This is a genomic window from Pseudarthrobacter sp. lyk4-40-TYG-27, assembly GCF_030209295.1.
Taxonomy (GTDB): domain Bacteria; phylum Actinomycetota; class Actinomycetes; order Actinomycetales; family Micrococcaceae; genus Arthrobacter.
Window position 1 is genome coordinate 462,581 of the sequence record NZ_JARVSH010000003.1, and the last position, 20,979, is coordinate 483,559.

A 20,979-nucleotide genomic window follows, 5' to 3' on the forward strand; every position below is an offset into this window, starting at 1 on the left:
TCAAATCGGGCATTTCCACCGGATTACCCCCGGTGAAACCGGGTTCTTAATCGTCCGTCAAGGTGACGCCGATTCCACCCACCAGCGTGGCGGAAATGTTGTAGAGGACGGCGGAGAGCATGGACAGCGCCGTCAGCAGGACAACGTTGACCACAGCGATGATGGTGGCGAATGAGGCCACCTGCCCCAGCGATGCCACCTTCTTCAGTTCGAAGCCGCCGCTTTCGGAGCCGGCGAGCGTTCCCAGCAGGCTGTCCACCTGGTCGAAGATTCCGGTCAGGTCCAGCACCGTCCACAAGACGATTGCTGCCACCACGGTGACGATGCCAAGTGCCACCGAGAGCAGGAATGCCATCTTCAGTACGGACCAGGGGTCCACCTTGCTGATCAGCAGCCGGGCCCGCCGTACCTTTGCTTTCGGCGCGGGCTTCACCAGGCCGGGATTACCCTGTCCCTGGGCCGGCCGCTGGCCGGAGGCTGCAGGGCGCTGGCCCGGCTGACCCTGGAAGGGCCGCTGGCCGGGCTGCGCGGGGCGGTCGCCCTGCTGCGGGCGCTGGCCCGGAACCGCGGGACGCTGGCCCGGGGCACCTGCGGCCGCTGCCGGTCGCTGCTGCGGACGGACGGGGGCGTTCACGCGGGGCGCCGCTGAAGGCCGGTTCCCGTCAGGAACAGTGCTGTTCGGCTTGGGAAATGAGTCGGAATTACTCACTCGTTACCTCCGTGTTGTCTTCGTTCGGCTCAGCGTCGCCCGAGGCGTCCTCTGACTCAACGGCCGGTGATTCTTCTGCCATTGCTGGCTCGGCGGAATCCCCAGCGGGACCGCCATCTTCAGCCAACGTTACGTCATCCTCAGCGGATTCATCGTCCTCGAGGCCCCGTTCGCTGTTACGCGCCACCTCGATAATCCGGTCATTCTTGTCCGGCTTGGCGAAGATGACGCCCATCGTGTCACGACCCTTGGCCGGAACACCGGCCACGGAGGACCGGACCACCTTGCCGCCCTCCATGACCACCAGGACTTCATCCTCTTCCTGGACGATGAGGGCTCCCACGAGGTGGCCGCGTTCTTCCTGGTATTTGCCTACCTTGATGCCGAGACCGCCACGGCCCTGGAGGCGGTATTCCTCCACCGCCGTGCGCTTGGCGTACCCGCCTTCCGTCACGATGAAGACGAACGAGCCGTCAGTCACCACGTCGGCGGCCAGCAGTTCGTCGTCCTCGCGGAACTTCATCCCGGTAACGCCGGAGGTTGCCCGGCCCATGGGTCGCAGGGCGTCGTCCGTAGCGGTGAAGCGGATGGACTGGCCCATGCGGGAGACCAGGAAGAGGTCGTCTGTTTCCGAGACGAGCTGCGCCGACACCAGTTCGTCGCCGTCGCGCAGGTTGATGGCAATGACGCCGGCGGAACGGTTGGTGTCGTAGTCCTCGAGCCTGGTCTTCTTCACCAGGCCCCGCTTGGTGGCGAGCACCAGGTACGGCGCCTGCTGGTAGTCCTTCAGGTCCAGCACCTGGGCAATGTGTTCGTCAGGCTGGAATGCGAGCAGGTTGGCAACGTGCTGGCCCTTGGCGTCCCGGCCCGCTTCCATGAGCTCGTACGCCTTGGCACGGTATACACGGCCGAGGTTGGTGAAGAAGAGCAGCCAGTGGTGCGTTGTGGTGACGAAGAAGTGTTCCACGACGTCGTCGCCGCGAAGCTGGGCACCCTTGATGCCTTTGCCGCCGCGCTGTTGTGAGCGGTAGTTGTCACTGCGCGTGCGCTTGACGTAGCCGCCGCGGGTGATGGTGACCACCATTTCCTCTTCGGGGATCAGGTCTTCCATGGACATATCGCCATCGAAGCCCATGAGGATCTTGGTGCGGCGGTCGTCGCCGTGCTTGTCCACGATTTCGGCCAGCTCGACGCTGATGATCTCGCGCTGGCGCTGTTCGGAGGCCAGGATCGCGTTGTATTCGGCGATCAGGGCCTCGAGCTCGGTGTGCCGGTCCTGGATCTTCTGGCGTTCCAGGGCGGCGAGGCGGCGCAGCTGCATGTCCAGGATGGCGCGGGCCTGCAGCTCGTCGATATCAAGAAGTTCCATCAACCCGTCGCGTGCGGCTTCGGTGGTGTTCGAGGCGCGAATCAGGGCGATGACTTCGTCGAGCATATCCAGTGCCTTCAGCAGGGCACGGAGGATATGGGCTTCCTCCTCGGCCTTGCGCAGGCGGTACCGGGTTCGGCGTGCAATGACGTCCATTTGGTGCGTCACCCAGTGCCGGATGAAGGCGTCCAGGCTGAGTGTCCGGGGCACGCCGTCAACGATGGCCAGCATGTTGGCGGAGAAGTTGCTCTGCAGCTCGGTGTGCTTGTAGAGGTTGTTCAGCACCACCTTGGGTACGGCGTCGCGCTTCAACACGATCACCAGGCGCTGGCCGGTGCGGCCGGAGGTTTCATCGCGGAGGTCCGCGATGCCGGAGATTTTGCCGTCCTTGACCAATTCGGCGATCTTGATGGCCAGGTTGTCAGGGTTGGCCTGGTACGGCAGTTCCGTGACCACCAGGCAGGTGCGTCCCTGGAGTTCCTCCACCGCGACCACTGCACGCATGGTGACGGAACCGCGGCCGGTCCGGTAGGCGTCTTCGATGCCCTTGTGTCCCAGGATGGTGGCACCCGTGGGGAAATCCGGGCCCTTGACCCGCAGCAGCAGTTCTTCGAGGAGTTCCTCGCGGGTGGCGCCGGGGTTGGCCAGGTACCACTGGACCCCGTCCGCCACTTCCCGCAGGTTGTGCGGCGGGATGTTGGTGGCCATGCCGACCGCAATGCCGGAGGATCCGTTCACCAGCAGGTTGGGGAACCTGGCGGGCAGGATGGTGGGTTCCTGGTTCTTGCCGTCGTAGTTGTCCTGGAAATCGACGGTTTCCTCGTCGATGTCGCGGACCATTTCCATGGCCAGGGGCGCCATTTTGGTCTCGGTGTACCGGGGTGCGGCGGCACCGTCGTTGCCTGGTGAACCGAAGTTCCCCTGCCCGAGCGCCAGCGGATAGCGCATGGTCCAGTCCTGGATCAACCGGACCAGGGCATCGTAGATGGCAGTGTCGCCATGCGGGTGGTACTGGCCCATGACTTCGCCCACCACGCGGGCGCACTTGTTGAAGGAACGGTCGGGGCGGTATCCGCCGTCGAACATCGCGTAGAGCACGCGGCGGTGGACGGGCTTGAGGCCGTCGCGGACGTCCGGGAGGGCGCGCCCTACGATGACGGCCATGGCGTAGTCCAGGTAGGAACGCTGCATTTCCGTCTGCAGGTCCACCTGTTCAACGCGGTCGATCAGCACGTCGCCTTCAAGAACGGTGTCCGGTTCTCCGGCCTCGGGGGCGGGAATCTCGGGGGTTTCGTCGCTCATTCTTTATTTTCCGTTTCAGGTATATGTCTGGTTCCGAATACTTTGGAGCGGGTCCTTAGATGTCCAGGAACCTGACGTCCTTGGCGTTCTGCTGAATGAAGTTGCGCCGTGACTCCACGTCTTCGCCCATGAGGACGGAGAAGATCTGGTCGGCGGCGAGGGCGTCATCCATGGTCACCTGCAGCAGGGTGCGGTGGTCAGGGTCCATGGTGGTATCCCAGAGTTCGGTGTAGTCCATCTCGCCCAGGCCCTTGTAGCGCTGGATGCCGTTGTCCTTCGGGATGCGGCGTCCAGCCGCTTGGCCAGCCACCAGTTTGGCGTCGCGTTCGCGGTCGCTGTACACGTAGTCGTGCGGCGCGTTGGACCATTTGATCCGGTACAGCGGCGGTTGCGCCAGGTAGACGTAGCCGTTCTCGATCAGGGGACGCATGTAGCGGAACAGCAAGGTCATCAGCAAGGTGGTGATGTGCTGGCCGTCCACGTCGGCATCGGCCATGAGGACGATTTTGTGGTACCGAAGTTTGGCGAGGTCGAAGTCCTCGCCAATCCCGGTGCCGAACGCGGTGATCATGGACTGGACCTCCGCGTTGCCCAGGGCCTTGTCCAGGCGGGCACGTTCCACGTTCAGGATCTTGCCGCGCAGGGGCAGGATGGCCTGTGTTTCGGGGTTGCGGCCGCGCTTGGCGGAACCGCCGGCGGAGTCGCCCTCCACGATGTAGACCTCGCACTTTTCCGGGTCCTTGGAGGAGCAGTCGGAAAGCTTGCCCGGCATGCCGAACGATTCCAGCGGGCTCTTGCGCCGGGCGTTGTCGCGGGCCTTCCGCGCGGCCATGCGCGCCTGGGCCGCCGAAATGGCCTTGCGGATGACGTCACGGGCGGGGCCGGGGTTGCGCTCCAGCCAGTCACCCAGGCCGTCGGTGACCACGCGCTGGACGAATCCCTTGACCTCGGAGTTGCCCAGCTTCGTCTTGGTCTGGCCTTCGAACTGGGGCTCCGCCAGCTTGACGGAAATGACGGCGGTGAGGCCCTCGCGGATGTCGTCGCCCGTGAGGTTGTCGTCCTTTTCCTTGATGATGCCCTTTTCCCGGGCGTACCGGTTTATCAGGGACGTCAGTGCGGCACGGAAGCCTTCTTCGTGGGTGCCGCCCTCGTGGGTGTTGATGGTGTTGGCGTAGGTGTGCACGCTCTCGGAGTAGGCACTGGTCCACTGCATCGCCATTTCCAGGGCAATCCGGCGTTCGGTGTCCTCGGTTTCGAAGGCGATGACGTCCTCGTGGACCACCTCCACCTTCTTGCCCGAGTTCAGGTGCTTGACGTAGTCCAGCAGGCCTTCGTCGTACTGGTACACCACGGTTCGGTGTTCGGCGCTGATCTCACCGTCGGTGCTGAGGTCGTCAAGGTCGAGGTCGCCGTCGGCTTCATCACCTTCGGCGGCACGCTCATCCGTCAACGTTATGCGCAGGCCCTTGTTGAGGAAGGCCATCTGCTGGAAACGGGCGCGGAGGGTCTCGAAGTCAAACTCGGTGGTTTCAAAGATCGCCGGGTCCGGATAGAAGGTCTGGGTGGTGCCGGTGGCATCGGTCTCTTCACCCTGGACCAGGCTGCCCTGCGGCTTGCCTCCGTCGGCGAAGGACATCCGCCAGACGTGGCCCTGGCGCCGTACCTCGGTGTCCACCCTGCTGGAGAGGGCGTTGACCACGGAAATGCCCACACCGTGCAGGCCGCCGGAGACCGCGTAGCCGCCGCCACCGAACTTGCCGCCGGCGTGCAGGATGGTCATTACCACCTCGACGGTGGGCTTGTGCTCGGTGGGGTGCATGTCCACCGGGATTCCGCGGCCGTCGTCGACAACTTTGACGCCGCCGTCGGCCTGCAGGACCACTTCGATATGGCTGCAGTAACCGGCGAGTGCCTCATCCACGGAGTTGTCCACCACCTCATAGACCAGGTGGTGGAGTCCTCGGGGACCCGTGGAACCGATATACATGCCCGGGCGCTTGCGGACAGCTTCGAGGCCTTCAAGGACAGTGATGTCGCTGGCACCGTACTCCCTTGGGCTGGCAGACGCAGCCGGGGTGTCAGGGGTACGGCCATCCTCGACCGCTGTATCTGCTGCCAGAATATCTGTATTGTCGTTAGCCACAGGCGCTGCGACTCCTCTGTTCTCGATGATGGCCGGCTGATTTCTTTTCGCAGGGAAAAGTGACCCGCCAACAGGCACAAACTTATGGCGCCGGTGACTCGATGACGGTCGGTGATCCGCGCTCTGCGTGCGGGACGCGCGCGGAGAACGGACTGAAGTCAACGTTTCATCCGCGCCCAGTTATCTCGGTCAATTCTACCGCGAACACGCCCAGATCCTCGCATTCCAAGGCCGTGGGCGGACGGTGAATGTGCCTGTGCGAGGCTCTTGGCCCCGCCTAGGACGGCCCGGTGGTACGCCCTCCGGGTGCCCATACACGCCGCGGCCCTTACCGGCCTCTATACGCCTTTGGGCGAAGTTTCAAGACCTGCGGCCCGGCTATCCGTAGGTGTCCCGCGGACCACGCCCGTTGACACTGCGTCCACCCTTGCGCCAGCTGGGCGCTGTGGGGCCGAGGACCTGGATCCTGGTGACCACGCCGTCGCCCAGTTCCCGGCGGAATTTCTCCAGCAAGCTGGTGCTCAGCAGCCTGAGCTGGGTGGCCCAGGCCGTGGAGTCACACCGAACGTGCAGGGTGGTGTCGGTGAAGCTTTCGGGTGTGCAGTGGGCTGAAATCTCCGGGCCCACCAAGGTGGCCCACTCCGCCATGACGGAACCCACCGCTACCGGGGAGGTCCAGCCGCGTTCTGCAACCAGCCGCCCAACCACTTTGCCCAGGCCGAGCGGGTCCCGGCCGGTGGCATGAAACTGGCTGAAGCCCCGGGTGTCACGGATACTGCCCTTGGCTTTTTGCGAACCGGGCCGGGGCGCCTTCCTGCGGACTTCGCCGCGGGCGGCAGCCGCCTCCCGCATCCGGTTCAGTGCTGCTTGCGGGGCATCGATGTGGTCAGGTTCGCGGCCGGGCTGCAGCCCGGCATCCTCGTCACTGCTCATCGATTCCTCCCGGGATGACCTTCACCCGCCGTCCGGACAGCTCTTCCGGAATATCGGCGTCGACGGCGGCGGTCACCAGGACCTGTTCCGCGCCGGAGACTATAGCCGCCAGTTTACGCCGCCGCTGGACATCGAGTTCGGCAAAGACGTCGTCCAGGATGAGGATGGGGGCGGACCCGCCGGTGCGGGCGTCATCGAGCATGACGTAGTACGACGCCAACCGCAGGGAGAGGCACATGGACCAGGTCTCCCCGTGCGAGGCATATCCCTTCGCGGGTGCCTGTCCGAGGATGAGCTCCAGCTCGTCGCGGTGCGGGCCGACGAGCGAGATGCCACGTTCAAGTTCTTTCTTCCGTGATTCCGCGAAAGCCTGGATGTAGCGCTCCGTCAGCTGTTCGACACTGAGCAAGCGCAGGTCCTCCTGCGCGGCGGACGAAGCCCCGGCCGTGGTGCGCTGGGCGTATGCGGCCGGGACGCCGTCGTCGTCCATCTGGTTCTGGAGGGTCGAACGGTACAGGGCATCGGCGGGCTTGGAAGCATCCGTCAGCTCGGCGTAAGCGCGGGCGAGGTGCGGGCGGAGCCGTTCCACCAGTTCCAGCCGTGCGTGCAGCAGCTGTGCCCCGGCACGGGCCATGTGCTGGTCCCAAACATCCAGGGTGGCTTCATGGGCAGTCGTGAACCGTCCGGCCCGCGCTGATTTCAGCAGGGCGTTGCGTTGCTTCAGGACGCGGTCGTAATCGCTGCGGGTGGCTGCATGATGCGGAATGAGGCTGGCGAGCAGTTCGTCCAGGAAGCGCCGGCGGTTGGCGGGATCCCCCTTGACCAATGCCAGGTCCTCGGGAGCGAACAGGACGGTCTGGCAGATGCCCAGCAGGTCGCGGGCGCGGACCGGGTTGCTGCGATTGATCCGGCCGCGGTTGGCCCGGCCGGCATTGATTTCCAGCTCCAGCACCGTGGTCTGCTCTCCGCGGACCAAACGGGCCCGGACCAAGGCGCGCTCTGTGCCGAACCGGAGCAAGGGGCCATCGGAACTGACCCGGTGGGAGCTGAGCGTTGCCAGGTAGCCGATGGCCTCCATCAGATTGGTTTTGCCGATGCCGTTGTATCCCACCAGGACGGTAACGCCCGGGCCGAGGCTGAGGTCAACCTGGGCGTAGCTGCGGAAGTCCGTCAGGGAAAGATGTTCAAGATACACGCGGTGGTCGGCAATTCTGGAACCGGTGGCGGCTCCTGCTGGATGCTACTTGGCGGGACGGGTTGCATGGCCACCGAACTGGTGGCGCAGCGCAGAAACCATCTTCATCGCGGGGGACGTGTCCTCCCGGGAAGCAAAACGGGCAAACAGGGCGGCCGTGATGGCCGGGGCCGGAACCGCATTGGCGATGGCCTCTTCAACTGTCCAGCGGCCCTCACCCGAATCCTCCACGTAGTCGTCGATGGACTCCAGGCCTGGATCTTCATCCAAGGCTTTGACCATGAGGTCCAGCAGCCAGGAACGGACCACGGTTCCCTTTTGCCAAGCGCGGAACGTGCCCGGCAGGTCCGTGACGATGTCCTTGGCGGCAAGCAGTTCGTACCCTTCGGCGTACGCCTGCATCAGGCCGTATTCGATCCCGTTGTGGACCATCTTGGCGTAGTGGCCGGCGCCGATTCCGCCAACGTGGACAAAGCTGTCAGCCCTGTCGCCCTCAGGCCGCAAGGCATCAAAAACCGGCATGGCGCGTTCAATGTCGCCGGCGTCACCGCCTGCCATCAGGCCGTAGCCGTTCTGTAGGCCCCAAACCCCGCCGGACACCCCGCAGTCGGCGAACCGGATGCCCTTGGCGGCAAGCACCTCACCATGTTTCTGGTCTTCCGTGAACCGCGAGTTTCCACCGTCGATCACAAGGTCGCCGGGCTCGAGTTTGCCGGCCAATTCGGTGATGACGGAGTCTGTCACGGGGCCGGCCGGGACCATGACCCAGATGACCCTCGGCGCCGGGACGGCGGCGATCAGGTCTTCGACGCTTGCGGCATCCGTGACATCGGGATTCCGGTCGTAGCCGGTGACCTCCACGCCGCCCTTGCGCAGGCGTTCACGCATGTTGAAACCCATTTTGCCGAGGCCAATCAGTCCAATGTGCACGGTGAGACTCTTTTCTGCGCTGGTGTGTGAAGGCTGGGAGCCGATGGGTGGACCCACGCCGCCCGGGTTCCCTGGCCGAGCTTGCGAGGCAAGGCGGCGGTGGGGACTAGTTGGGCAGGCGGACAGGCATCACCAGGTAGCGGTAATCATCCTGGTCTTCGCCGTCGGCATCTGCCTGCGCCGTGATCATGGCGGGCTTGGGTGCCGTGGTGAACGAGAACCGGACGAATTTCGTCTCGATGACACTGAGGCCCTCAATCAGGTAGTGCGGGTTGAAGGCCACGGTGATGTCCTCGCCGGACAGCTGCGCTTCAAGCTCCTCCGACGCCTGGGCGTCCTCGCCGGTTCCGGCATCAAGGTTGAGCAGTCCGCTGCTGAAGGCCAGGCGGACCGGAGTGTTGCGTTCGGCGACAAGTGAGACGCGGCGGACGGCTTCCACCAGCTCTTGGGTTTGCACCGTGGCATGGATGGGTGTGGATTCCGGGAACAGGGACCGGATCTTCGGGTAATCGCCATCCACAAGCAGGGACGTGGTGGTGCGGCCGCCGCTTTCGAATCCGATCAGCCGGCTGTCATCGTCGGAGAGGGCAAGGTTGATGTCGCCGCTGTTGCCGAGGGTTTTGGCCACTTCGTTGAGGGTTTTGGCCTTCACCAGCGCGCTCGTGGAGATTCCTGGAGTCACAGGCTTCCACGGCACTTCGCGCATGGCCAGCCTGTACCGGTCGGTGGCAAGGAGGGTGATCAGGTCATCCTCGATTTCCATCCGCACGCCCGTGAGGATGGGCAAGGTGTCGTCCTTGCTGGCGGCGATGATCACCTGGGAAACAGCTTGCGCAAAAGCGTCCCCGGGAACGGTGCCGCTGATGGCAGGAAGGGCAGGCAGCGGCGGGTACTCGGCTTCCGGCATGGTGGCCAGGTGGAAGCTGCTTCGACGGCAGGTGAGTGTGACCTTGTTGCCGTCGGTTTCAACGTCCACCGGGGCCGAGGGGAGGCTGCGGCAGATGTCCGCAAGCAGCCGGCCGGAAACCAGGATGGTTCCTTCGTCCCTGATATCGGCGGCGATTTCCAGCCGTGCGGATGTTTCGTAGTCAAAGCTCGAGAGGCTGACTGTTCCCGCTTCGGCCTTCAGGAGCAGGCCGGAAAGGACGGGGACCGGCGGCCGCGGAGACAACGAGCGGGCTGTCCAGGTGACGGCTTCGGCCAGGACGTCCCGATCGACTCTGAACTTCACGGAAGGGTGCCGCCTTTCATTGCTGCTGCCATGTAAACCCGGGAACTTCGCAGTGAAACTCCGGAAGATGTTGTGCGCGCCGCGGCCGGTGCATGGTCCGTGCAGACGGAAACCACACAAAACCCAGGGATGGGAGCGCTGCTGACAGCTTAGCCGGAAGATCCGCGATTAACCCATCCCCAAGCACCCGGCCCGGCCCTTCAAGGGGCCGGAGGGCCCCCCCGGTTGAGGTGCCGATGGATCTTGTTGTTTGAGGGAATTCAATTTTTTGGGATTCGTAGTGTTAATAACTGCTGTGGAAACTGTGGATAACCCGATCCTGGCCCACGTTTCCGGGGTTAAGCCCTGTTCACGGACTGTGCGTTACCTGGGTTTTAAACAGGGTGTGGATGGGGACAACCCAAAGAGTCATTTTTGATGATCCACAGACGGCTTAAGGGTTTTAAGCCCATTAAGCGCGCTTGTCCCCTTAAGTATCCACAGGCTTATCCACATGCCCCTGTTAATAAGGTATAGAGTGCGTGGCCCGGTGTGGATTCAGGAGTCGCGCTGCTGCTGCTTGATCCGGTTGGTCAGTTCCGTCACCTGGTTGTAAATCACACGGCGTTCGGCCATCAGCTCACGGATCTTTCGGTCGGCATGGATCACTGTGGTGTGGTCGCGGCCGCCGAGTTCCTGGCCGATCTTGGGGAGCGACATGTCCGTCAGTTCCCGGCAGAGGTACATGGCGATCTGGCGGGCCGTGACAAGGGTCCGGGTGCGGGACTTGCTGCAGAGCTCTTCCATGCTGAGCTTGAAGTAGTCAGCGGTCTGCTGGAGGATCTGCGCTGACGTGATTTCCTGTGCACCGTCGTCAGTGATCAGGTCCTTGAGGACCATTTCCGCAAGCGCAACATCCACCGGCTGCCGGTTGAGGCTGGCGAAGGCGGTGACGCGGATCAGGGCGCCCTCAAGTTCGCGGATGTTGCTGGAAATCTTCGACGCGATGTACTCCAGGGCGTCATCAGGTGCCGACAGTCCCTCGCTGAGCGCCTTTTTCCGCAAAATTGCGATGCGCGTTTCGAGTTCCGGCGGCTGGATGTCTGTCAGCAGTCCCCATTCGAACCGCGACTTCATCCGGTCTTCGAACCCGGCGAGCAGCTTGGGCGGCTGGTCCGAGGTGATGACCACCTGTTTGTTGTTGTTGTGCAGCGAATTGAACGTGTGGAAGAACTCCTCCAGCGTGCGGTCCTTGCCGGCCAGGAACTGGATGTCATCGATCAGCAGGACGTCCACGTTGCGGTACGTGGTTTTGAAGCTGGCGCCTTCGTCGTCCCGGATGGAGTTGATGAAGTCGTTGGTGAATTCTTCGGAGTTGACGTACCGGACCCGGATCCCGCTGTAGAGCCGGCGGGCGTAGTGCCCGATGGCGTGCAGGAGGTGCGTTTTGCCGAGGCCGGAGTCGCCGTAGATGAACAGCGGGTTGTAGGCCTTGGCGGGTGCCTCGGCAACGGCGACGGCGGCTGCGTGGGCAAATCGGTTGGAGGAACCAATGACGAACGTGTCGAAGACGTACTTGGGGTTCAGCCGGCCGAATTCATGCGACGTGCTGGGCAGCATGGGCTGCGGCTTTTGTTCGATCAGCTGGTCCGGCGCGAACGCAGGCTCGACGACGGGTTCGGGCTCTTCGTGGATGGGCACCAGATCGGTGTCGACGTCGATGGCGCAGCGGATGTCCTCGGAGAAGACATTGTGCAGAGCATCGTCCAGGGCGTCCTTGACCTGGGTCTGGAGCACTTCGCGGGTGAGCTCGTTGGGGACGGCCACCAGGAGGGTGGAGCCGATCAGGCCTTGGGCCTGGGCGAGGATGACGAAACCCCGCTGGCGCGGTGAAACACGGTGGTCCTGTTCCAGCAGGCTGACAACCCGGCGCCAGGAACTTCCGACAGTATTGGCGTGGTTGGCTTCGTCTACTGTCATCAATCGGTTCCCTCAAAACTTGCTATGCCTGCATTGCCTGCAGCCCAAGTCCGGAACCAGGCTGCTGGCCCAACTTAATCCACAGGGTTATGCACAGTCCGTGGATAATCGGCTACTGGGACACTCTAGGGGATCAAAAGCCTAGAAGATAGCTGGCTATCCGGCTGTGGATAATTACACGGTTGTGGTTCCTTGGAGGCCCCTGTGAGCCACTTCATCCACAGCCTGTTGGGATACTTAGACACAGCTGGGGATAGCACCGCAGGGCCCTCCCGGTTTGACTCGGGGCCTCGAATTGCCCTAACGTTGTGAAGTCCTTTGTGTCCGCTTTTTGGCCCCATCTGAACTTCCAGGCGCAGTGCGCTTGGACAGCCGGGGGAAGCGTGCATATACAAAACTTAGCGTCGGCCAGTTCTTCCCCATATTGATCGGGTGGGCGCACCTTTGATCCACTGGAGTAACTAACGTGAGCAAGCGGACTTTTCAGCCGAATAACCGCCGTCGAGCCAAGAAGCACGGCTTCCGCCTTCGTATGCGTACCCGTGCCGGCCGCGCCATCCTGGCAGCCCGTCGTGGCAAGGGCCGCACCGAGCTTTCGGCCTAAATAACTGACTTGTCGGTAGACATCCCTTTGCGAGTTTAAGGTGCTGGCCGCCCGCAACCGCCTGAGGACTGCAACCGATTTTTCAATAACCGTACGTTCCGGTGTCCGCAATGGACGCCGGAACGTAGTGTTATATGCGGCAGCCATCGCTGCCGACGAACCCAGCCGGATCGGGTTCATTGTTTCCAAGAGTGTAGGGAACGCCGTGGTCAGGAACCTCGTTAAGAGGAGACTGAGGGAAGCGGCTGCCGCCTCACTGAGTGAACACGCAACTGGACTCGCCATCGTGGTGCGGGCACTGCCCGCCTCCGCGTCTGCCAGTTGGGATCAACTGCTGGCGGATTACAACGCAGCACTGGAAACAACGCAGAACCGGCTGGCCGGACGGCCACCACGGCCTGCCGCCAAAGGTTCGGCCGGTACAACACGGGAGGGGACAACGCGTGCCTAGCACCACTGCCGCCGTCGCCCGCATCCGGAACGTGACCGCCGCCGTCGCAAAGTTCCTCTGGAACCTGCCCCGGAACATCCTCATTCTCTTGCTGATGGCCTACCGCAAGGTGGTTTCTCCCTTGTACGGCCCCGTCTGCCGATTCTTCCCTTCATGCTCGGCCTATGCCCTTGAAGCGGTCACCGTACACGGCGCTGTGAAGGGAAGCTGGCTCGCAGTCAGGCGCCTTGGCCACTGCCACCCATGGAATGCCGGCGGAGTGGACCACGTCCCCGCCGGCGGCCGGGAATGGCCTGCGGGCCGAACCCCCACAATTGTTGTGCTGAACAATCCGGACCGGTACCTGGTTGCTCGGACTGATGAAGAAGGCCGCAGTGCGGCCTGACGAATAGGGATAAGTATGGACTTCTTTGGAACAATCATGGCCCCGTTCAAGTGGCTGGTTTCCATCATCATGATTGGATTCCACGATGGCTTGAGCGCCATCGGCATGCCCGCCGCAAACGGCTGGACCTGGACTCTGTCCATCATCGGACTGGTGCTGGTGATCCGTGCCGCCCTGATCCCCGTATTCGTCAAGCAGATCAAGGCGCAGCGCGGCATGCAGCTGCTGCAGCCCGACCTGAAGAAGCTGCAAGACAAGTACAAGGGCAAGACGGACCAGCTGTCCCGCCAGGCCATGGCCCAGGAACAGATGGCCATGTACAAGAAGCACGGCACCAACCCGTTCTCCGCCTGCCTTCCCATGCTGATCCAGATGCCCTTCTTCTTCGCACTGTTCCAGGTGCTTTCGGGCATTTCCCAGGCGAAAGACCAGGGAGCCGGCATTGGTGCGATGAGCCACGAACAGGTAGTGGAGTTCGATGCCTCCAGCATCTTCGGTGCGCCGCTGTCCGCCGCCCTGCTGCACGGCGGTGCCGGGAACACAGCCGTGGTGGTGCTCTCGATCGTGATGATCCTGGCCATGACGGCGTCCCAGTTCATCACCCAGAAGCAGATCATGGCCAAGAACATGTCTGAAGAAGCCATGGCCAGCCCATTCATGCGGCAGCAGAAGATGATGCTTTACATCCTGCCGGTAGTCTTCGGCGTGGGTGGCATCAACTTCCCCATCGGCGTTCTGATCTACTGGACCACCACCAACCTCTGGACCATGGGACAGCAGTTCTTCGTGATCCGCCGCATGCCGACGCCGGGATCCCCCGCTGCCAAGGCCCTCGCCGAACGCCGCGCAGCCAAGGGCCTGCCGGCCCTTTCCGTCCTCACCGGCAAGCGGGATGAAGCAGCCGACGCCGCCGCGGCTGCCGCCGTGGAAGCCAAGGGACAGCGCGTCCAGCCCCAGCGTAAGAACAGGAAGAAGAAGTAATGTCAGCCGAGAGCACCGAGCACGTCCTTTCCGAAGAGATTGCAGACCAGGACGAGTCCCCCGCTAAGGCCTCTGCGGCCAGCCGCCTCGAGGAAGAGGGCGACGTCGCCGCAGACTACCTGGAGGAACTGCTGGACATCGCCGACATCGACGGCGATATCGACATCGAGGTCCGCAACGGCCGCACCTACATCTCCATCGTCGCGGAGGAAGAAACCGAGGGCCTCGAAGGCCTGGTAGGAGAAGACGGCGAGGTGCTTGAGGCTCTCCAGGAGCTCACCCGGCTGGCCGTACTCTCCGCTACGGAGAACCGTTCACGGCTTGTGCTGGACATCAATGGCTACCGCCAGGAACGTACCGGCCACCTGCAGAAGATCGCCGAAGATGCCGCAGCATCCGTCAAGGAGACCGGTAAGCCGGTTGCCCTTGAGCCGATGAGTGCCTACGAGCGCAAGATCGTGCACGACGCCGTGGCTGACCTCGGATTGGTCAGTGAGTCCGAGGGTGAAGGCTCCGGACGCCACATTGTTGTTTCCGCAGACTAGAGAGTGCCAGCACGATAACCATGGTTGATATCACGGCAGCAGAGCTTCGGGCTGCTGAGAAGATTTTCGGCGACCGCCTCGACCTGGCCAAACGCTATGTTGAGCACCTGGCCACCTCCGGGACCGAACGCGGGCTGATTGGGCCCCGCGAGGTTCCCCGGTTGTGGAGCCGCCACGTGCTCAATTGCGCGGTCATCGAAAGTGAGATCCCCCAGGGAAGCCACGTTGCCGACGTCGGAAGCGGCGCAGGCCTGCCTGGCCTTTGCCTCGCCATTGCCCGCCCAGACCTCGAATTGACGCTCATCGAACCCCTCGAACGAAGGGTTATTTGGCTCCAAGAAGTGGTGGACGACCTCGGCCTGGACAACGTCACCGTCATGCGTACCAGGGCCGAACTGGCCGTGGGGCAGGTGGACGCCGACGTGGTCACGGCCCGTGCCGTGTCAGCCCTGACGAACCTCGCAGGCCTGACCATCCCGCTCCTCGCCGGACACGGTGAGGTGGTGGCCATCAAGGGCCGCAGTGCCGGGGAAGAGATCGAAAAGGCCGCGAAGGTCATCCGCAAGCTTGGCGGTGTGCAGACATCGGTGGTCACCGTCGGTGACAACATCCTTGAAGAGCCCACCACCGTGGTGCGCATCGTAGTGAACAAGTCCCAAAAGAAGTCCTAAAGTGGGCCCACTGACGGTGGTCAGACGGGTGGAGCAGTTAGGCTAGACAACGGCAGCAAAATTGGCTGAACGAGAGTGAGTGTGCCCCAGTGACGAGTAGTGAAGCCTCCGCACAACGGATCCCGCCGTTTGTGTCTCTGGGGTCGGCACGTTCCGTCGCTGGGTCCGGGTTGGCCGGTTTGGGAATGGCCCCGGCCCGGGGCGGGAACCATCCACGGCCGGCCACCGGTGCCGTTGGAAGCGGAGTTTCACGTGAAACAACCTCTTCCGGTAGGTCGAACGTCATCGATGCCATTGACGATTCGAGTCCTATCGCCCGTGAGCTCGCACACGAGACCAAACGCCGGGAACGCCTGATGGGTCGCCAGCTCCCGCGTCCGGAGCAGACCCGGATCTTCACCGTCTCCAACCAGAAGGGCGGCGTGGGCAAGACCACGACGACCGTAAACATTGCCGCAGCCCTTGCGGCCGCCGGACTCAACGTCCTGGTCATCGATATCGACCCCCAGGGAAACGCCTCCACCGCCCTCGGCATTGAACACCACGCCGATGTGGACAGCATCTACGACGTCCTGATCAACGACATCCCGCTGGCGGATGTTGTGGCTCCGTGCCCGGACATCGGGAAGCTGATCTGCGCCCCGGCCACCATCCATCTGGCCGGTGCCGAGATCGAGCTCGTCTCCCTGGTCGCCCGGGAACAACGGCTGCGGCGCGCTATCGACGTGTACGCCAAAACCCGCGAAAAGAACGGCGAAGAGCGCCTCGACTACGTCTTTATCGATTGCCCGCCCAGCCTCGGCCTCCTGACAGTCAACGCCTTCTGCGCCGCCAGTGAAGTGCTGATTCCTATCCAATGCGAGTACTACGCCCTGGAAGGCCTCAGCCAGCTCCTCAAGAACATCGAGATGATCCAGAAGCATCTCAACGCGGACCTCGTTGTTTCAACGATCCTGCTCACCATGTACGACGGCCGGACCAACCTCGCTGCCCAGGTTGCTGCTGAAGTGCGCCAGCACTTCCCTGAACAGGTGCTTTCCGCCGTCGTTCCCCGCTCGGTGCGGATCTCTGAAGCGCCCAGCTACCAGCAGACGGTCATGACCTACGACCCGTCCTCGAGTGGTGCCCTGTCCTATCTGGAAGCCGCCGCTGAAATAGCGGAACGCTAGAATCTTCAATACCGCAACGCATGGAGGCCCGGGTCATCCTGGCTTCACCACTGGAGGGATTTACCCATGAGCGAGAAGCGACGGGGCTTAGGCCGCGGTCTTGGCGCGCTGATTCCAAGTTCCGCCGCAGCCAATGGTTCTGCCAACGGTGCAGCGCAATCGCGGCCAGTGGACTTGTTTTTTCCGGAAGGCCGGAAGAAGACCGAACCCGTAGAGCAGCCTGCACCGCCGGCTGCAGCCAGGGCACAGGAAAAAGAAGGCCAAGCTCCTGCGGCCCGGATTTCTGCAGCGAAGACTACCCCCGCAAAATCGACGGCCACCGACAAGCCCTCCAAAACGGCCGCGGCCGCCAACGGGGCAGCCGACACGAAGGCCCCTGCCAAGAAGGCGCCGGGCCTGCGCTCCAAGGCTGCGGATGGGCCCGCCCCCTCAACGCCACCGGCGAAGGCACCCCAACCGGCTGAAGCCGGCGCAGCGGACAAGGTGGAAGCATCAGCGGCCCCGGAATCCGGCGTTGAGTTGGTTGAGGTACCAGGGGCACGGTTCGCGGAATTGCCGGTAGGCGACATCCACCCCAACCGTAAGCAGCCCCGAAATGTCTTTGATGAAGACGACATGGCCGAGCTGGTGCACTCCGTTCGTGAAATCGGAGTCCTGCAGCCAATTGTCGTTCGTACATCAACTGAATCTGGTAGTGAACCCTATGAACTGGTCATGGGTGAGCGCCGTTGGCGGGCGGTCCAGGCGGCAGGGCTGGAGACCATTCCTGCCATCATCCGTGACACCACCGATGACGACCTGCTGCGCGATGCCCTCTTGGAGAACCTGCACCGCAGCCAGCTGAATCCCCTGGAAGAGGCGGCGGCGTACCAGCAGCTTCTCGAGGACTTCGGTACCACCCACGAGCAGCTCGCTGACCGGATCGGCCGCTCGCGTCCCCAGGTGTCGAACACGCTTCGCCTGCTGAAGTTGCCGCCGCTCGTGCAGCGCCGCGTAGCCGCGGGCGTCCTGTCGGCCGGCCACGCCCGTGCTCTTCTCTCGCTGCCGGATGCAGCGGCCATGGAACGGCTCGCCCAGAAGATCGTGGCCGAGGGCATGTCCGTGCGCGCCACTGAAGAAGCAGTCACGCTCTACCAGGACCCGGCTAAACCGGCCAAAAACAACATTCCCCGCCCCGGGGCGCGGCATGAACGGCTCGACTACTTGGCGTCATCGCTTTCGGACCGGCTGGACACCAATGTGAAGATTTCCCTTGGCGTCCGAAAAGGTAAAGTCAGCATCGAGTTCGCCAGCGTAGAGGACCTCAACCGAATCATGGATGTGCTGGCGCCGGGAGCGACCAACTAGCGCTCACCGTTACTGGAGCCTAGGGAGGCCCGATTCACTGCGAATCGGGCCTCTTTGCGTTCCTGGGACGGTCGGCAAGACGGCCCCCGGATGCGAGGTCTCCGGGGCTGGCGAGAACTGACTCGGTTTAGGACCCGTCATGGCCCGAATTCGTCTGCCTGCTTACTGGGTCCCCGCTATGGAGCATTGCCGCATCCGACCGTCGGATGTGGCGGCAAGGATGTACTTTGCCTGCTTCGCGGGCATATTAGTCTGGGTTTGCCCACGTTCCGCTGGGCGTAGGACGTACAACCGGCGTTCTCTGGGCTGGTCGGGGGTGGTGCGGGTAGTTTGTGGCAAACCGTCGGATCGGGGCTTTGCGGTGCCCGTGAGGGCCCATAGGGCGAATACCAGGCCCAGGATCACGGTCGAGACCCTACTGACGTCGGCGCACAGAGATGTGTGGATGGAAGACGATTTTTAGAGGTGTCGGAGCCACACTGGCAGTGCACTTCCGTCCGTTGTTTCACGTGAAACGCGAGCAATGTGCTGCGCTCCTTGATGTGCCGGCCAATTGCATCTCCCCTGTGGGTACATCCGCGGCCGGTTCACTTTTCTCAAGGGTGTGCGGACAAGGTCTTGGGTGCCATAGTTCGCGGGCGAATGTGCTTCTGTCATCGGCAGGCCCAAATGCCATGGTCCTGCCGCAGAAAGTCATCAAGTTATACTGTGACTATTTGATTGGGCTACCTGGTGACGGATTTCCGTCAATATCGAAAGACGGTTGTGTCCTCAAAGACGGTTGTGTCCTTAGGTTGGTGATATGCCACGTCTGCGGTTCTTGCGCGCGTTGTAGGGCCACCGACTTCGCCGAAGCCGCACCGTGCTACTAACGGACTGCTGTGAACCGGGCATCACTAACACTGATCATTCGCGGGTCCTTGTGGCACGAAGCCAAGGACCCACCTGAAAAGAAATCACCAGGCTGGTGTCGCCGATCATCTCGTGACACAGGTGTCGTGTCCTACCAGGCAAGTGGTGCATAATCAAAATGCGGCTGTGCGATTTGGTCGAGTGCCCCGATACGGGAGAGTTCGGCTGATGTATGCAGTAGTACTGCTCTCCTCCTTAGTATCCATACTTGGCGATAGATTATTGGGACGTACTTTGTCGAAAGTAGCCATCCGTGTGGTTCCGTGTGTGCGGAGACCGTAGCTGTCCGCCTTGCACCGCCCGTCAATGTTTCACGTGAAACGGCGCAACTCCGGGTGGTGGCCGGCGCAGTCTAGATATGTTTCACGTGAAACACAATTGGTCGCTACTCATTCTCTCTCGCATAGGGAGTCGGAACTCCCGTGAGAGAGCCGGCGGAGCACGCGCATCCAGCTTCACGCGCTGCACTGCGGATGGACCCGAGAGCGGGGCGGACCTCGTGGCCGGCAAGGAAGGATGTTTCCGATCCACCACCCCTGAAATCACTGTGTGGCGTGGATGTCCCACAGCGTCCCGTGCTTCTTAGCGGGGCACATGGGAAGTGCATCGAGTGCAGTGTTGGACTATGGGTTCCACGGTCTTCGTTGGTGATCAGTAGTTCCTGAGGAGAGCTGCATTGGGCACTCGCTCAGTGAGTTGGAGTGCAGAAGCAGAGCTGCGAGGGCGCGTTGGGCCCCGCAATGATCAGGAGCATGACTTAAGCCGTCTTGCTGTTGTTGAGTGCGCTCAATACGCAATATGGGAACAGACATACGGTGTTTGCTTAGGTCGTGGAAGAGTCTCGTGGAAGGCGGATCAATATCGCCACGACGCTGCCCTGGGGCGTGTGCCACCACGGAACGAGTTGGCGCGGTTACTTGCACGGAATCCTTGCGATGAGCATGGGCACCGTGAGTCCCTAGCCTTCGATACCTGCTCCCCGATGACCCTGTCCCCCGGCCTTCGGCGTCGTCCTGGATAACCAATTCTGGATTTGGCACAGAGGCAAGGCGTGTGGCAATGCACTACCTCCTAGCGGCGCTGCAGAATACAGAGCTGCCGATGGCTATTGTTCGGCGGTGTTGGAATTACGCTCCGGGACGGGGGTTGGAGGGTTCACGGAGGTGTAGTTGCTTCGTTTCGGCGCCCAACCGACACTTTGCCGGGCGGAGCTCTTCCACGTCGGGTTGGCGCCGCGGGAGGCTGCTGTCCTTAAGAATCTCAACAACCGCCTGGACGCCGTGCGTCGACGTTAGGCAGCGTTGTTTGGAGCAGTCGCGATGCACCGGGAAGGCGGCCTAGCTCGGCGCGAATGTATCGGCACCGGGGAACCCTGGAAGTACCCGGAGCGCAACGGGCGATCCCCCGGAGCGTTTCATCTGCTTCGCTCGGCGGCAGATCATAGGTGGATATTCCTGTGGATAACTTTGTGAATAAGTTCTGTCCCTGATCCAAAGTTTCGCAGCACCTTGTGCTCCGCGACTGGCTGCGGGAAGGCTACAAACGTTGCGGCAACGTAACCCCTAGGCGTGACCGCAACGCTGGCGTTTCACGTGAGACATCGTGTGGCATTGCAGGGCAGCGATAAGCGCACATTTTAAGTGGAAAATGACAGCATTTCCGGCGTGTATGAGCTAGATCAGCTAGTATCGTTTCGCGGTCGTTCCCGGGAATAGGCGGACATGGTGTCTACACGAACACCTTGGGATTCGAATAGGCCGTTGAGGATCTGAGAATCCCTGGAATCGATGATCAGGCCGCCTGTGGATATCGCTGTGAATAACTCGACAGAGGTCCTGTGGATAACGCGTGCATAACTCAAGGCGGGATTGCCAAAGAGCGGATCGGTTGCCAGCTCAAGGCCCTCGGTGATGTCGCTGCAAATTGACCAAGAGGGGAACTTGGATCCGGGGTGGATTCGAGCTCCAAGGTATCTTCGAAGTTGAACTGCCCCAGCCGGAGCCCATGGGGGCGAACACTGTTCCGCGTGAGGAGCCTCAGGAATGCCGCCCGTGTAAGAGGCGGAGTCTTCATGTCGCACCGCTCACGGCCAATCCAGCGGTGCCCCGCAAATAGATCTTGGACGTGCCAACTCCCAATACCA

Annotated in this window: 16 protein-coding genes; 8 read left to right on the top strand and 8 right to left on the bottom strand. The window is 62.4% G+C overall.

Features of this window, described 5'->3' with window-relative positions:
- Positions 1 to 46: 46 nt before the first annotated feature.
- The 8 genes from QRM96_RS06685 to dnaA form a co-directional block, all read right to left on the bottom strand.
- Positions 47 to 709 (bottom strand): DUF3566 domain-containing protein, encoded by a 663-nt coding sequence (locus tag QRM96_RS06685; RefSeq protein ID WP_026264877.1) that lies wholly within the window; start codon positions 707 to 709, stop codon positions 47 to 49.
- Complete coding sequence (gyrA, locus tag QRM96_RS06690; protein ID WP_109044851.1) at positions 702 to 3,380, bottom strand: DNA gyrase subunit A; 2,679 nt, start codon at positions 3,378 to 3,380, stop codon at positions 702 to 704. The genes QRM96_RS06685 and gyrA overlap by 8 nt, the downstream gene beginning before the upstream one ends.
- A gap of 55 nt (positions 3,381 to 3,435) precedes the next feature.
- The gene (gene gyrB, locus QRM96_RS06695) at positions 3,436 to 5,523 is read right to left on the bottom strand and encodes a DNA topoisomerase (ATP-hydrolyzing) subunit B (RefSeq protein ID WP_133832424.1); all 2,088 of its coding nucleotides are present in this window, start codon (positions 5,521 to 5,523) and stop codon (positions 3,436 to 3,438) included.
- 378 nt (positions 5,524 to 5,901) lie between these two features.
- On the bottom strand, positions 5,902 to 6,456 hold the full coding sequence (locus QRM96_RS06700; protein WP_018762810.1) for a DciA family protein: 555 nt from the start codon (positions 6,454 to 6,456) through the stop codon (positions 5,902 to 5,904).
- The gene (gene recF, locus QRM96_RS06705) at positions 6,446 to 7,651 is read right to left on the bottom strand and encodes a DNA replication/repair protein RecF (protein WP_285318930.1); all 1,206 of its coding nucleotides are present in this window, start codon (positions 7,649 to 7,651) and stop codon (positions 6,446 to 6,448) included. Before recF ends, QRM96_RS06700 begins: the two co-directional genes overlap by 11 nt.
- 45 nt (positions 7,652 to 7,696) lie before the next feature.
- Complete coding sequence (gene gnd / locus QRM96_RS06710) at positions 7,697 to 8,581, bottom strand: phosphogluconate dehydrogenase (NAD(+)-dependent, decarboxylating) (protein ID WP_109044849.1); 885 nt, start codon at positions 8,579 to 8,581, stop codon at positions 7,697 to 7,699.
- A 106-nt stretch (positions 8,582 to 8,687) separates the two neighbouring features.
- Entirely contained in the window at positions 8,688 to 9,812 is a 1,125-nt protein-coding gene (dnaN, locus tag QRM96_RS06715) for a DNA polymerase III subunit beta (protein WP_018762813.1), read from the bottom strand.
- 537 nt (positions 9,813 to 10,349) lie between these two features.
- On the bottom strand, positions 10,350 to 11,771 hold the full coding sequence (gene dnaA, locus QRM96_RS06720) for a chromosomal replication initiator protein DnaA (protein ID WP_018762814.1): 1,422 nt from the start codon (positions 11,769 to 11,771) through the stop codon (positions 10,350 to 10,352).
- Between the two features lie 466 nt (positions 11,772 to 12,237).
- Between dnaA and rpmH the strand changes: the two genes are divergently transcribed.
- The 8 genes from rpmH to QRM96_RS06760 all read left to right on the top strand — a co-directional run bounded on the left by rpmH (position 12,238) and on the right by QRM96_RS06760 (position 17,924).
- Complete coding sequence (gene rpmH, locus QRM96_RS06725; RefSeq protein WP_003800212.1) at positions 12,238 to 12,375, top strand: 50S ribosomal protein L34; 138 nt, start codon at positions 12,238 to 12,240, stop codon at positions 12,373 to 12,375.
- A gap of 40 nt (positions 12,376 to 12,415) precedes the next feature.
- Positions 12,416 to 12,826 (top strand): ribonuclease P protein component, encoded by a 411-nt coding sequence (rnpA, locus tag QRM96_RS06730; RefSeq protein WP_081624186.1) that lies wholly within the window; start codon positions 12,416 to 12,418, stop codon positions 12,824 to 12,826.
- Positions 12,819 to 13,211: a membrane protein insertion efficiency factor YidD gene (gene yidD / locus QRM96_RS06735; RefSeq protein WP_018762815.1), complete on the top strand. Its 393-nt coding sequence runs from the start codon at positions 12,819 to 12,821 to the stop codon at positions 13,209 to 13,211. The genes rnpA and yidD overlap by 8 nt, the downstream gene beginning before the upstream one ends.
- 15 nt (positions 13,212 to 13,226) lie before the next feature.
- On the top strand, positions 13,227 to 14,192 hold the full coding sequence (yidC, locus tag QRM96_RS06740) for a membrane protein insertase YidC (protein WP_018762816.1): 966 nt from the start codon (positions 13,227 to 13,229) through the stop codon (positions 14,190 to 14,192).
- Positions 14,192 to 14,737 (top strand): Jag family protein, encoded by a 546-nt coding sequence (locus tag QRM96_RS06745; RefSeq protein WP_109044848.1) that lies wholly within the window; start codon positions 14,192 to 14,194, stop codon positions 14,735 to 14,737. The genes yidC and QRM96_RS06745 overlap by 1 nt, the downstream gene beginning before the upstream one ends.
- A gap of 20 nt (positions 14,738 to 14,757) precedes the next feature.
- On the top strand, positions 14,758 to 15,408 hold the full coding sequence (rsmG, locus tag QRM96_RS06750; protein ID WP_018762818.1) for a 16S rRNA (guanine(527)-N(7))-methyltransferase RsmG: 651 nt from the start codon (positions 14,758 to 14,760) through the stop codon (positions 15,406 to 15,408).
- A gap of 89 nt (positions 15,409 to 15,497) precedes the next feature.
- On the top strand, positions 15,498 to 16,577 hold the full coding sequence (locus QRM96_RS06755) for a ParA family protein (protein WP_269208836.1): 1,080 nt from the start codon (positions 15,498 to 15,500) through the stop codon (positions 16,575 to 16,577).
- Positions 16,578 to 16,643: 66 nt separating this feature from the next.
- The gene (locus QRM96_RS06760; protein WP_285318934.1) at positions 16,644 to 17,924 is read left to right on the top strand and encodes a ParB/RepB/Spo0J family partition protein; all 1,281 of its coding nucleotides are present in this window, start codon (positions 16,644 to 16,646) and stop codon (positions 17,922 to 17,924) included.
- Positions 17,925 to 20,979: the final 3,055 nt, after the last annotated feature.

What these genes read in the sequence shown, in the direction of transcription:
- rsmG (WP_018762818.1), top strand. Translation starts at nt 14,758, where the DNA reads ATGGTTGATATCACGGCAGCAGAGCTTCGGGCTGCTGAGAAGATTTTC.
- yidC (WP_018762816.1), top strand. Translation starts at nt 13,227, where the DNA reads ATGGACTTCTTTGGAACAATCATGGCCCCGTTCAAGTGGCTGGTTTCC.
- QRM96_RS06760 (WP_285318934.1), top strand. Translation starts at nt 16,644, where the DNA reads ATGAGCGAGAAGCGACGGGGCTTAGGCCGCGGTCTTGGCGCGCTGATT.
- QRM96_RS06700 (WP_018762810.1), bottom strand. Translation starts at nt 6,456, where the DNA reads ATGAGCAGTGACGAGGATGCCGGGCTGCAGCCCGGCCGCGAACCTGAC.
- gyrA (WP_109044851.1), bottom strand. Translation starts at nt 3,380, where the DNA reads ATGAGCGACGAAACCCCCGAGATTCCCGCCCCCGAGGCCGGAGAACCG.
- dnaA (WP_018762814.1), bottom strand. Translation starts at nt 11,771, where the DNA reads ATGACAGTAGACGAAGCCAACCACGCCAATACTGTCGGAAGTTCCTGG.
- QRM96_RS06745 (WP_109044848.1), top strand. Translation starts at nt 14,192, where the DNA reads ATGTCAGCCGAGAGCACCGAGCACGTCCTTTCCGAAGAGATTGCAGAC.